General features: G+C 41.2%; 10 protein-coding genes. All 10 read left to right on the top strand.

Annotated elements, in window-relative coordinates:
* Nucleotides 1–11 precede the first annotated feature (11 nt).
* Complete coding sequence (locus tag J1N51_RS01210) at nucleotides 12–2318, top strand: efflux RND transporter permease subunit (RefSeq protein WP_208832191.1); 2307 nt, start codon at nucleotides 12–14, stop codon at nucleotides 2316–2318.
* A gap of 225 nt (nucleotides 2319–2543) precedes the next feature.
* Complete coding sequence (locus J1N51_RS01215; protein ID WP_208832192.1) at nucleotides 2544–7373, top strand: NAD-glutamate dehydrogenase; 4830 nt, start codon at nucleotides 2544–2546, stop codon at nucleotides 7371–7373.
* An 81-nt stretch (nucleotides 7374–7454) separates the two neighbouring features.
* Complete coding sequence (pyrD, locus tag J1N51_RS01220; protein ID WP_208832193.1) at nucleotides 7455–8462, top strand: quinone-dependent dihydroorotate dehydrogenase; 1008 nt, start codon at nucleotides 7455–7457, stop codon at nucleotides 8460–8462.
* Nucleotides 8463–8532: 70 nt separating this feature from the next.
* The gene (locus J1N51_RS01225) at nucleotides 8533–9063 is read left to right on the top strand and encodes a cell division protein ZapC domain-containing protein (RefSeq protein ID WP_208832194.1); all 531 of its coding nucleotides are present in this window, start codon (nucleotides 8533–8535) and stop codon (nucleotides 9061–9063) included.
* A complete protein-coding gene (locus J1N51_RS01230) occupies nucleotides 9060–10268 on the top strand; it encodes a phosphopentomutase (protein ID WP_208832195.1) in 1209 nt (402 codons plus the stop codon). The genes J1N51_RS01225 and J1N51_RS01230 overlap by 4 nt, the downstream gene beginning before the upstream one ends.
* A 26-nt stretch (nucleotides 10269–10294) precedes the next feature.
* On the top strand, nucleotides 10295–11083 hold the full coding sequence (locus tag J1N51_RS01235; protein WP_208832196.1) for an SIMPL domain-containing protein: 789 nt from the start codon (nucleotides 10295–10297) through the stop codon (nucleotides 11081–11083).
* Nucleotides 11084–11232: 149 nt separating this feature from the next.
* A complete protein-coding gene (locus J1N51_RS01240) occupies nucleotides 11233–11703 on the top strand; it encodes a Dps family protein (protein WP_208832197.1) in 471 nt (156 codons plus the stop codon).
* A gap of 125 nt (nucleotides 11704–11828) precedes the next feature.
* Complete coding sequence (locus tag J1N51_RS01245) at nucleotides 11829–12884, top strand: esterase-like activity of phytase family protein (RefSeq protein ID WP_208832198.1); 1056 nt, start codon at nucleotides 11829–11831, stop codon at nucleotides 12882–12884.
* Between the two features lie 91 nt (nucleotides 12885–12975).
* Entirely contained in the window at nucleotides 12976–13560 is a 585-nt protein-coding gene (locus J1N51_RS01250) for a thymidine kinase (RefSeq protein ID WP_208832199.1), read from the top strand.
* Nucleotides 13561–13572: 12 nt separating this feature from the next.
* On the top strand, nucleotides 13573–14178 hold the full coding sequence (locus tag J1N51_RS01255) for an HD domain-containing protein (protein WP_232842832.1): 606 nt from the start codon (nucleotides 13573–13575) through the stop codon (nucleotides 14176–14178).
* Nucleotides 14179–14247: the final 69 nt, after the last annotated feature.

The raw sequence follows: 14247 nt of genomic DNA on the forward strand, positions 1-14247 counted from the left end.
AAGAGACGCACATGTTTATCCAATCTCTCGAAAATTTCTTATTTAGACAGCGTTTGTTGGTCATTGCACTTTTTGCAATTTTGACCGCAGTGCTAGGTTATCAGGCTTCTAACATTCAGTTGGATGCCTCTTTTAACAAAAACATCCCATTAAAACACGAGTACATGCAGACATATGTGCAGTACAGTGAAGAATTTGGTGGTGCAAACACCGTTTATATTTCAGTGTGTGATCGCGACGGTGATATTTTTAATCCGCACTTCTTTGATACTTTGAAGAAAGTTCATGATCAGTTGTTCTTTATCCCAGGGGTTAACCGTACGCTTGTTAACTCCTTATATTCTCCAAGCACTCGATTTATAGAGGTTGTAGAAGATGGATTTGCTGGCGGTCCGGTTATTCCTGCTGATTTCCAAGCAGACGAGCAGGGCTTGGCACAAGTCAAACAAAACATTGAAAAAGCCGGTATCGTTGGTCGAAGTGTATCTGATGATTACTCTTGTGCAATGGTTTCGAGCCAACTGTTAGAAGTAAACCCAGAAACGGGTGAAAACCTTGATAGCATTGCGTTAGCTAATAAGTTAGAAAAAGAAATTCGCGGTCAGTTTGAAGACGATAAAATATCGATTCATATAATCGGATTCGCAAAAATGATCGGCGATGTTGCTGCGGGTGCAAAAGATGTACTCGTCTTTTTTGCGATTGCCATTGCGATTACAAGTTTAATGGTTTGGTTTTTCTGCCGCTCGGTAATGTTAACTGTTTTGCCGATTGTCTGTTCTTTAATGGCCGTAATTTGGCAGCTGGGTATGTTAAATACGATGGGCTTCGGTTTAGACCCAATGTCGATTTTGGTGCCGTTTTTGGTATTCGCAATCGGTGTCAGTCATGGCGTGCAAATGATCAACTCGATTGGTAAGCGCGTTCACGAGGGCATGACAGCAAAAGAAGCGAGTTGCGCAAGTTTTGTTAAATTATTGATCCCAGGTGGTATCGCATTATTGTCAGATACTGTGGGCTTTTTAACCTTGCTCAACATTGAAATCGGAATTATCCGTGAGTTGGCAATTACAGCAAGTGTTGGTGTTGCGGTTATTATATTTACTAACCTATTCTTAATGCCTGTATTAGCATCTTACATTGACTTTGAAAACAAGTTTAAAGCGCAACCTGAAGACTCCCATGATCATATTTGGCGAGCGATGTCGTCGTTGACAAAGCCTAAAGTCGCATCAGTGGTAATTGCTATAACGGTTGTGTTGTACGCGTTTGGTTTTGTTAAAAGCCAAGACATGAAAATAGGTGACATGCAAGCTGGTGCACCGAGCCTTCATGCTGATTCTCGCTATAATCAAGATACGTTTTTGATCACCGACAGGTATGCGATTTCAACAGATATTCTAAAAGTTATCGTCGAAACCAAAGAAAGCGGCTGTACTTATCACTCTGTGATGGACCAGATAGACCGCTTCCAATGGCGACTGGAAAATGTTGAGGGAGTGCAATCAGCCGTCAGCCTTAGCTCAGTGGCCAAAGTGGTTAACACTGGTTTTAACGAAGGTAACTTAAATTGGCGCACGCTTCCTCGCAACTCAACGTCATTAGTTCAATCTACTGCACGTATAGAAACGAGTACGGGCCTGTTGAATAGAGACTGTAGCGTAATGCCAATTATTCTGTTTTTGGAAGATCACAAAGCAGAAACTATCGAGCGTATTGTTGACGAAGTCAAAAAAGCTCGTGAAGAGATGCAAAATGACGAAGTGACATTCCGTTTGGCTTCGGGCTCTGCGGGTGTAATGGCTGCAACGAATGAAGCGGTAGAAGCGGCTCAAATTCCAATGTTGTGGTACGTTTATGGAGCCGTTATTGCACTTTGTTTATTAAGCTTCAGATCAGTAAAAGCAACGATATCAGTTGTTTTACCACTGTTTGTTGTTTCGACTTTAGCACAAGCGTTAATGACATCATTAGAGATTGGTTTGACTGTTTCGACATTACCAGTAATTGCTTTAGGAGTTGGTATAGGCGTTGATTACGGTATTTACATTCTTTCTACTATGGTTGAGTCATTACGAAATGGCCACAGCTTAAGAACGTCTTATTTTAACGCTCTTAAAGAGCGCGGTAGTGCGGTGTTGTTTACTGGCTTGACTCTGGCGATTGGGGTAAGTACTTGGGTGTTCTCGGCACTTAAATTCCAAGTCGATATGGGTATATTGTTGACCTTTATGTTCTTAGTTAACATGTTAGGCGCAATTTTAGTCCTTCCTGCGCTTGCTAGCTTCCTTTGGCGCAAACAAAATACAGCGGATTAAAAAATAATTTATCTAGCTGATATTGCATAAATAATTAAAAAAGCGACGTTTTGTCGCTTTTTTATTTATTGGTGCTGCATATCTTGTTATTCAACAGATCCGAACAGTGATCCTAATGCGAACACATTGAAAAATTTCGTTTTAATTAACGCTAGATTAGGGCTACACTTGTTGGGTAAAAAAATATAACAAATATCAGCATTTAATAGTTATAAGGAAACTGTAATGACCTTGTTACGTAATTCCTCATCTGTCATTCTTAAAAATGTCTCAAAGCTTATCGAAGACAAACTGCCGACAGAGCGCCAAACACATGTAGAGCAGTTTGCGTCTATTCTTTATGAAAATATCTCCAAACAAGACCTAGAACAAAAGGTTGATGTTGAATTGTACGGCGCCGCTTTGAGCTTGTTCAATGCGTTTAATGAGGCTCATTCTGATCAACCTTTTATCAAGGTATACAATCCAGAATTAGGAAAGCACGGTTGGGAATCTGAGAACACGATAGTTCAGATTGTTGTTAATGATTTACCGTTTTTAGTTGATTCAGTTCGAATGGCATTGAATCGCTTAAATATAACGTCTCATTTACTTATCCATACACCGGTTAAAGTAAACAGAGATAAATCAGGTGCCGTTGTGTCATTCTTAGACGTTAAGTCTTCAGAAAAATCGACGCATACTCAGACGGTGTTTTTAATTGAAGTTGACCGTCAAACTGACACTAAAGCAATCAAAGCCTTATCTACCGAACTGAAGTCAGTATTAGAAGACGTAAGTATTGCGGTAGACGATTGGAAACCGGTACAGAAAAAACTCAATGAGTGCATTGAGGAAGCGAAAAAGTCAAAAGTTGCCGATCAAAAGAGTTTAAAGACTAATATTGCCTTTTTAGAGTGGCTTGCTAACCACAACTTCACACTGATGGGATATCGCGAATACAAGGTCACTCCAGTAGAAGGTGATATGGAAATAGCCCCGGTTGAAGGCACTGGGTTAGGTTTATTAAAGCATCGTGAAGAGCAAAGCAGAATGATGTCGAGCTTTTCAAATGCGGCTCGTCAAGAAGCATTGTCAGATAACATTTTGGTTGTTACAAAAACGGGCTCGCGCTCTCGTGTACACCGCCCAGCATACATGGACCACGTAGGTATTAAAATCTTTGATAAGAGCGGCAAAGTGGTGGGCGAACACCGATTTATCGGTCTTTATGGTGCAGCGTTTTACAATGCAAGTGTGCAATCTATTCCTATGTTAAGTGAAAAGATTGAAAGAATTACCGAAAAAAGCTCATTTGCGAAAGGCAGTCACGCGTACAAAGCACTGATGAATGTGTTGGAAACATATCCACGTGACGAATTGATTCAAGCGAGTGAACAGCATTTAACAGAAGTAGCCTTAGGCGTATTGCAAATGCAAGAACGCGATATGACTAAGTTATTCATTCGAAAAGATATTTTTGGTCGCTTTTATTCTTGTATGGTGTTTGTTCGTCGTGAGCGATACAACACCGCGTTGCGCCGCGAAACACAGCGCGTACTACAGCAAGCAATGAACAGCGAAGGTGAAGTCGAATTCACCACTTTCTTCTCAGAATCACCATTGGCCCGAACTCATTACATAGTTCGAGCGACTGACCAGGATGTAGAACTTAACGTGAAAGACATCGAAAATAATTTAATTGAAGCGGCGCGTACATGGGATGACAAACTATCTAGTGCGTTAATTACAAACTTCGGCGGTGTGAAAGGTAAAGCATTAGCGGCTAAATACGCAAATGCGTTTCCTTCGTCTTATAAGGACCAAGTTTTACCGTCAACAGCTACTGTTGATATCAGCCACTTAGAGAAGCTAAGTGATGACAACAAGTTGAGCATGTTGTTTTATCGCCCTCAAGAAGAAAGTGATAAAAATGCCGTCCGTTTGAGTCTGTTCCACAAAGACGAACCTATCCATTTATCAGACGTGTTGCCAATTTTAGAAAACTTTGGTCTACGCGTTATTGGTGAAACACCATATCAAGTTAAGACAGAAGTAGGCACGAGCTGGGTGATGGACTTCACCATGCGCTTAACTAATGGTGACAACTCTGACTTTGAAACCACTCAAGAGTTGTTCCAGACTGCATTTGATGCGGTTTGGAAAAACAACCTTGAAAACGATGGGTTTAACCGTCTAATTCTTGGTGCAAAGTTGAGCGGAAGAGAAGCATCAGTTATCCGTTCTTACGCTAAATATATGCGTCAAATTGGTGTGACGTTCTCACAAACGTACATCGAATCTACGTTTGATCGCTATCCAAAGATTGCTGCCCAGCTTGTTCAGTTGTTTACTCTTAAGTTCAAGCCGAGAAAAGCCAACGAGAAAAAATACGATAAGCTCAAAGAAAAAGTACTTCTTGAGTTAGATAACGTTGCAAACCTTGATGACGACCGAATCATTCGCTTATACATTACATTAATGGACGCGACCCTTCGCACCAACTTTTATCAAGCGGCGGAAGATGGTTCTGACAAGCCTTATATATCGTTTAAATTACTTCCGGAGCAAATTCCTGAGGTCCCACTGCCGCGCCCTAAATTCGAAATTTTTGTATACAGCCCGCGTATCGAGGGTGTGCATTTACGTGGCGGTAAAGTCGCTCGTGGTGGTTTACGTTGGTCTGACCGTATGGAAGATTTCCGTACAGAGGTACTAGGTCTAGTTAAAGCGCAACAAGTAAAGAATACGGTAATCGTTCCTAATGGTTCAAAAGGAGGGTTTGTTTGTAAACAACTGCCTACGACTGGTGGACGTGATGCGTTTTTCCTTGAAGGGCAAGAATGCTACAAGATCTTTATTCGCGGCTTGCTAGACGTTACAGATAATATTGTTCATGGTGAAGTTGTGCCTCCGAAAGATGTGGTACGTCACGATGAGGACGATACATACTTAGTTGTTGCGGCGGACAAAGGTACGGCAACCTTCTCCGACATAGCAAATGCGATATCAGAAGAATACAACTTCTGGCTAGGCGATGCGTTTGCGTCTGGTGGTAGTGTCGGTTATGACCACAAGAAAATGGGTATTACAGCTCGTGGTGCTTGGGAGTCAGTTAAACGTCACTTCCGTGAAATGGGTATCGATTGTCAAACGACAGACTTTACTTGTGTGGCAATTGGCGACATGGCAGGTGACGTTTTTGGTAATGGTATGCTGTTATCAAAACACACTCGCTTACAAGTTGCGTTTAACCACATGCATATTTTTGTCGATCCAAACCCAGATGCTGCAGCGTCATATAAAGAACGCAAGCGCATGTTTGAATTACCGCGTTCTTCTTGGGAAGATTACGACAAGTCGTTAATTTCTGAAGGCGGCGGCATCTTCTCACGCAGTGCTAAATCCATTACATTGACGCCAGAAATCAAAAAAATGTTAGGCACCAAAAAAGTAAGTCTAACGCCGAATGAGTTCATCAAAGCGGTTCTTAAGATGCCGGTAGATTTGATTTGGAACGGTGGTATCGGTACCTACGTCAAAGCAACGTCTGAAACCGATGCGTTAGTTGGTGATAGAGCAAATGACGCTGTTCGAGTTAATGGTTGCGAGTTAAAAGCCAAGATGTTTGGTGAAGGTGGTAACTTAGGCTTAACTCAATTGGGCCGTATTGAGTTTGCTCAAAACGGTGGCCGAATTAATACCGACTTCGTTGACAACGTAGGTGGTGTTGATTGTTCGGATAACGAAGTTAACATCAAGATTCTGCTTAACCAGTTGGTAAACGAAGGCGAGTTAACGAAAAAGCATCGTGACCAATTGTTATACGATATGACAGATGACGTTTCTAAAATCGTTATTAAAGACTGTTATCGTCAAACTCACACAATTTCGATTACCGAATTAAAAGGTGTGAGCTTATTAAAAGAACAACTGCGCTTTATCCATGAGTTAGAAAAAGCAGGTAAATTAGATCGTGACCTTGAGTTTCTTCCTAACGATGAAGAAATTGCAGAGCGCCAAGCTAAGGGCATGGGTTTCACTCGACCTGAGTTATCAGTATTAGTTGCTTATGGCAAAATGATCTTGAAAGAGCAGTTTGCTATAGACGAAATTAATGACAATCCATACTACACGCCGTTGTTAATTGGGGCATTCCCTCCGCAATTACAAAAGAAATACGCAGAACAAATTCAACAGCATCCACTGCGCAAAGAAATCATTGCAACCAAACTTGCCAATGAAGTCGTCAACGACATGGGTTTGAATTACGTTATTCGTATGAAAGAAGAAACGGGTGCGACTGTAGATGAAGTATTAACCTGTTATATGATGGCAAGGGAAGTATTTGGTCTTAAAGACGTATGGCAACAAATCGAAGCGTTAGACAATAAAGTTCCTGCTATTGTTCAAACTGAGATGCTTCATCAGATCCGCCGTACTGTGCGTCGTGCTTCTCGCTGGTTCTTGCGTCATCGCAACAAACAAATGGACTTGGCGCAAACAATTGAGCATTACAAAGCTAACTTCGACAAGATCACTACACACATTGGTGAATACTTAGTTGAGAAAGAAAAAGCGCAGTTGGACGCGGCTCAAAAAGGTTTTGAAAAAGAAGGTGTTCCAGCAGATATTGCTGCTTATGTGGCTCAATTATCCTCGATATTCTCAGTTATGGATATCACCGATGTTGCGTCAGTAACTGGCCGTAAGGTTGAACAAGTTGCTTCATTGTACTTCAAACTTGGTTCTGACCTTGGCCTGCACTGGTTCCTTGACCAAATTACCAATCAACCAGTTGGTAACCATTGGCAAGCGCTGGCTCGTGCAAGTTATCGCGAAGAGCTTGATTGGCAACAACGAGCACTTACTGGTGCAGTTCTTAACTTTGATTCATCAAGCAAAGACATTGATGTTATGTACGATGAATGGCGTCAAGCCTTTGACCACATCTTAGGTCGCTGGGAGCACATGATCGCTGAATTCAAGACAACTGAGAGTCACGAGTTTGCCAAGTTCTCTGTAGCACTTAGAGAGTTGATGTTGTTGAGTCACCACTGTGAAACAGCGGTTTAAATAAACCGTCAACTCGCATAAAATACGCCCCGTATCGTCGGGGCGTTTTTGTATCCGGTCGCAAATAAAAAGGATCAGTCTATGTTTTTCGAATTAGCCAAAAAGTTTATGTTTAGTAAAGACCCAGAGTGGGCACATGACTTTGCACTGGATAATTTAAGCCGTTTTGCAAACACACCATTGAGTTATGCTTGGAAGCAGACTGTCCCGAATAAGCCGGTAGAAGTATTGGGTATTAAATTTCCTAATCCCGTTGGTCTTGCGGCAGGATTAGATAAAAATGGGCGATGCATTGATGGCTTTGGCCAAATGGGTTTTGGCTTTATTGAAATTGGTACCATTACTCCGTTAGCGCAGCCAGGTAACGAAAAGCCTCGAATTTTTCGTATTCCAGAAAAAAACGCCATCATAAACCGTATGGGTTTTAATAATGGCGGGGTTGATACATTAGTTGAAAATGTTAAGCGCGCAAAATACAACGGCGTATTAGGCATTAATATAGGCAAAAACAAAGATACACCTAATGAAAAAGGGCATGAAGATTACGTAATTTGTATGCATAAAGTGTATGAATATGCAGATTACATTACAGTTAATATCTCTTCTCCGAATACTCCAGGGCTGCGGGATCTTCAATTTGGGGAGTCGCTAACAACCTTGCTGTCAGCGGTAAAAGAAGCGCAGACAGAATTGTCAAACACCCACAAAAAATACGTTCCGGTCTTAGTAAAAATCGCCCCTGATATGGATAAAGTAGCGATTGAGCAAGTGGTTGATTGTATTACCTCACAGGGAATGGATGGCATCATTGCAACGAATACAACGTTGAGCAGAGAAGCGGTAAAAGGACTTGAACACGCAGACGAAATGGGTGGTCTAAGTGGCGATCCAGTACGTGAAATGAGCACTGAAGTGATTCGAACGATTCGAACAATCAACAAAGACATTCCAATCATTGGGGTAGGTGGTATTAGTAGCGCAGCCGCAGCGAAAGAAAAGTTAGAAGCAGGCGCGAATCTAGTCCAAATATACTCTAACTTTATTTATCAAGGACCTAAGTTAATAAAAGATATAGTTGAAGGTCTATAAGAGTTGACACGAGATCCTGCCCTTAATATTCTGCTGTATAACAAACAGACAATTAACAGGGCAGGCGGTTTTGGCTGTAACCAATAATGTAGATTGGCATTGGTTAATAGAAGAAAGTGGGTTATTAACCCTACAACTAACAGAGCAGTTTTTGTTTCAAACACCTTTTAAACAAACAGAGCTCACTTCTAATTGTCAAAGTGGCAGCTGCTTCACAACCTCGGATGCGTTTGTTTATAGTTTGCACCGTGATAAATTTGCACCACTTCCGATCAGTGAAGAGCATGCTTTTACTCTAGCGGTGTGCGCAACCATTTCAACCAATTATCTCAAGCCAATGGCCAACAAGAGTTGGTATTTTAAAGAGGCTTCTAGCGATTTAAGTAAGCCGGTCCACGTTGGCGATTGGGTTAGCTTGAATACCTCAGAAGAAGCCATATATTTAGTATTAAACACAGACACAACGGCCTCAGACGTAATGCTTGTTAGTAAGTCACACCGAATAGATGAACAGCGGCAATTCAAAATGGGTAAGCCAGTGCGGGTTCACAACGACAGACTGAGCCCCGTGTATTATGAATTACAGGAGCATCAATTGTGAGTAGAGTAGTAATTTTAGTGGCAGACGGCCTTGGAATAGGTAGCTCCGCCGATGCTGATGCGTTTGGAGATACCGGCGCAAATACCTTGTTTCATATATTTCAGCATATGAAATCAGAACACAACCATATCTTACAAATTTCAAATTTGGCCAAATTAGGTTTGGTAAAGGCGTGTGAACAAGCCAAAAATATTAGTTTTGATGGCTTTGCAAATCACCAAGTTGAAGGCGCTTATGGACACATGCAAGAGCTTTCAACTGGCAAAGACACACCGAGTGGCCATTGGGAAATGGCGGGTGTGCCAGTCTTATTTGAATGGGGTTACTTTAAAGATAAAACTAATAGCTTCCCACCAGAATTTATCGATGAATTAGTCAAAAGGACAGGTGTGCCAGGTATCTTAGCGAACCGCCATGCTCCAGGCACGGACGTGTTGCGTTGGCATGGTGAGGAACATATTAAAACTGGTATGCCAATTTGTTATACCAGTGCCGATAGCGTTTTTCAGGTTGCAGCACATGAAGAACACTTTGGCCTTGATAAGTTATATGAGTTTTGTGAAATTGCTCGAGAGTTACTTGATGAATATAACATTGGTCGTGTTATAGCTCGTCCGTTTTTAGGTGACAGTGAAGATAATTTTAAGCGCACTGGCAATCGTCGTGATTATTCTGTATTGCCACCTTCGCCAACGGTACTTCAACGCAATACTGAAGCGGGAAATAAGGTGATTAGCATCGGTAAAATTTCTGATATTTATGCTCATCAGGGTATTACAGAAAAGTACAAGGCCACAGGCTTAGAGGAATTGATTGACACAACACTGGTGCAAATGAATACAGCTGATGACAAAAGTATTATATTTACTAATCTAGTGAACTTTGACCAAGACTATGGACACCGTAGAGATATCAAAGGCTATGCTGAGGCACTAGAATACTTTGACACTCGAATTCCAGAAGTGTTAGCTGCACTGCGTGATGATGATGTTTTATTCATTACCGCCGACCACGGTTGTGACCCAAGCTGGCCTGGAACAGACCATACTAGAGAATACGTCCCGATCATTGCTTATAAAAATGGCATGGCAGAGGTCAATTTAGGACTAAGAGATACGTTTGCCGATATGGGACAAACTATTTCAGACTTGTTGAATGTTCAATCTTGCGAGTATGGGACTAGTTTTGCAGGACAATTAAAGTAATTTCATTTAAACCTTAGGAGAGAGCAATGAAAAGTGTGTTTAACCCTTTATTTGGTGGTTCAAAATCGATAGTAACATTGACTCTCTTTTTGTTGTTGGTAGTAGGCTTTTTTGTTATTGATAACTCAGCTGAGGCCTCTTCTGTCAATTCAGAGGCAACAAAGCATAGTGGCCGTCATATCAGTGTGATTGGTCATGGTGAAGTCACAACCGAACCAGATCGAGCAACCATCAATCTATCAGTCGATGCGACTGAAAAGACCAGCTTAGCAGCCAAAAACGCAGTTGATGAAAATGTTAATCGCTATATTGATGGTTTGTTAGCCTTGGGTATAGAGAGGGACGCTATCGTAGCCTCTGTTATTTATACTCAACCACAATACGAATACCAGGCTAATGGACCTCGTACGTTGGCAGGCTATCGTGCTATTCGCCAGTTGTCCGTTAATTTAAAAGATTTGTCGATGATGAATGATGTAATGGATTTGTCATTAAAAGAACAGATAAACCAAATCAATGGTATCGAATTAACGTCTTCTAAAAGCGATGAACTCAAACGCCGTGCAACGCTTCTTGCGACTGCTAACGCGAAACAGCAGGGTGAGTGGTTAGCCAATGCATTTGGGGCGCAACTAGGAGCTATTTTTTCTATAGATGCAGTCGAACCGACAAACTTTGAAGGCATGGTTGCCCAGCCCAATGCGACTATGATGAGAATGGAAGCGTCAAAAAGAGGAAATGGTCAATACATTCACGAAGACCTAGTCTTTTCTTCGACTGTCAAAGCTGTCTTTGACTTAAAGGTAAAAGATTAATTATTAATGAAAAATCAAATTACCCCTTGAAAATATCAAATTGATCGATATACCTATTGTATGAGTAGTATTAAATGAATTAAGAGAGTTAACACTCATTTTTTATGCTCTGAGGAGACATTCTTAAACTTGCAATCAAGGAGAAATTAATGACTGACATTAATATCGGAATCAATGCAGAAGACAGAAGTAAAGTTGCGGAAGGGTTAAAACGCTTATTGGCTGACTCTTATACCTTATATCTACAAACTCACAACTTTCACTGGAATGTAACAGGGCCTCAATTTAGACAGTTACACTTAATGTTTGAAGAACAGTACACAGACTTGGCTCTGGCTGTCGATGATATAGCTGAACGCATCCGTACCTTAGATTTTGTTGCGCCAGGTACTTATAAAGAGTTTTCTAGGTTGAGTTCAATTGAAGAAACAGAAGGCGTTCCGGCGGCAGGGGTAATGGTTGATATTTTAACTAAGAGCAACGAACAAGTAGTCAAGACAGCTCGTGATGTGTTAAAACTAGCCCAAGAAGCAGATGACGAATCAACAGCAGCCTTAGTCGGCGATCGAATGAGAATTCACGAGAAGAATTCGTGGATGTTACGTGCCACACGTGACTAATTGATATTTTGTTGATTTGATAAGTATTAGTATTAGGCGGCTTTAGTCGCCTATTTTTTTAACTTTTTGAAAAGTTAATCAGGAGAAGGTAATTGGACCGTTTTTTTAAGATCAGGCCTTCGCATATGACAAGTAGTGTGCTTTTACTGTCGCTATTAAGCGGCTTTGCGCATGGAGCATCATCCGATGAAACAAGTAGTTCAAAACAGCAAACATTCCAGCCATTTTCCTATGTTTCCCAAACCATTACGGGAGCGCATGACGCAGGTCAATTGATCCACATCGATAGAACTCAAAGCGGTGGGTTTTCGGCAATGTGGGCGAGTGATGATTGCCAACAATTTTTGTTTGTATCTGATTACAGCCAAGTACCTGAGGACGAACTTGCTTTGCAACCTGTCCGGCGCTCAATGTGGTACCAAACCCTCAATACGTTTGACCCAAAAGGCCACTTAAGAAGTATGACTGTTACGCAATCAGGTGCTCTTAAAGCGTTGGACGGGACAACACTTAAAGGCGCCGCCGAATCTATATTTTGGAATGGTGACGGTTATGTAGTGTCCTTTGATGATACTGGAGATCTTTGGTTATATCCAAGTAAAACACCATTTGGAAACATATTTGAAGTGACTCCGACAATTTACAAGCAACAAGCTTCATCGGGACTGGACAATGATGGACTAGAAACAATTGCTAAATTGAAAGACGGCACAATAATTTCCATCTGGGAAAAAACAAAACGTGATGAATTAACTGCGACCATGAACATCATAGAAAAAGACAGTAAGCAGTCATCATGGACTTTACAAGCGGTTAGTAATCCAAAAGACGCTACCGTGTTAGAGGATGGTACATTAGTAATACTTGAGAAAGATTGGTTAAGAGAGAAAGGGTCTCGATTGAGATTCTCGTTATTAGCTGAGCCAAACTATAGCAATTGGCAAGTGGATCAAATCGTGAACACCAAAAACGTGTTTGATTTAACCGCTATCGACTACGATAACTTTGAGGGGATGGCGTCCTGTACTATTGATAACAAAGAGCGGATTTTTATAGTTTCTGACGACAATGGTGACTGGCCAAAACGTCATTTCGAAGACAAAAACATTCCCCGCCAAAAAACACTATTACTGTCATTTCAGGTTCAGGATCTAATTAATTCCACTAAGCTATCACCGTAGGCCGCTATTTTGTTTAATTGACTTTAAAAATGGCGGCTATTTAAGTAGCATCGTCGACTTTCATAAAAACAATAATCCAAATGTGAGTACGATGGCGCAATTATACTTTTATTATTCGGCAATGAATGCTGGAAAATCTACGACTTTGTTACAGTCTTCTTTTAACTACAAAGAGCGTGGCATGGAGCCCCAAATTTATACCGCTGCCATTGATAATCGATACGAAGTTGGAAAAGTTACCTCGCGTATAGGTCTGGAAGCACCTGCTCGTATATTTAATAACGAAACAGATTTAAAAGCCGATGTATTAGACTTGTTAAAAGAAAAAAAAGTCGATTGTATTTTGGTTGATGAGTCTCAGTTTTTATCAAAACAACAAGTCGATCAACTAACTCAAGTTGTTGATGAATTAAAAATTCCAGTCCTGTGTTACGGATTACGAACCGACTTTTTGGGCGAGCTATTTGAAGGCGCACAGTACCTATTGGCCTGGGCAGACAAATTAATTGAATTGAAAACCGTGTGTCACTGTGGTCGAAAAGCAAATATGGTGTTGCGCACAGATGAAAATGGCAAAGCCATTGCCGACGGTGACCAAGTTCAAATTGGTGGAAATGACAGGTATGTATCAATGTGCCGCAAACACTACAAGCAAGCCCTTAAAAACGAGCAATAGGAACAAAGAGTAGTGATATCTCCAAGCTATGATTTACAACAACAGCTTTCTTTCATTACAGAGCTGGACAAGTTAAAAGCCGTAAAACGCAAAGCGTTGATCAAATGTGATGATAATCGATATGAAAACAGTGCTGAGCACAGTTGGCATATTGCAATGGCTGCACAGGTTTTACACCCGTATGCAGAAGAGCCCGTCAACCTTGCAAGAGTTACCCAAATGTTATTAATCCATGACATTGTCGAAATCGATGCTGGTGACACATTTGCATTTGCGGAAGAAGCAGGCTTGGCTGCGCAAGAAGCCAAGGAAGAGGCCGCAGCTAATCGAATTTTTGGCTTATTACCTAAACAACAGTTTGGGTACTTGAAGTCGCTATTTCGAGAGTTTGAAGAATGTAGCAGCGCGGACGGCCGCTTTGCTAAAGCCATAGACAGAATTTTACCTCTCATCCAAAACATGCAAAATGACGGAGGCAGTTGGGCACAACACAAAGTAAAACGTTCAGCTGTACTAGCGCGCAATCAATATTTAGAAGGATTGGCTCCGGCTCTGTGGGAGTTTGTTCAAAGTCAAATTGACCAGGCAACGGAAAACGGCTGGTTATTAAACGAGTAAAATTATCCGTTGGTCTGATTGAAATTTGCACCGGGACCAAGACGTTGATATGTTGAATAAAACAACAAT

The sequence above is a fragment of the Psychrosphaera ytuae genome, from assembly GCF_017638545.1.
GTDB lineage: Bacteria > Pseudomonadota > Gammaproteobacteria > Enterobacterales > Alteromonadaceae > Psychrosphaera > Psychrosphaera ytuae.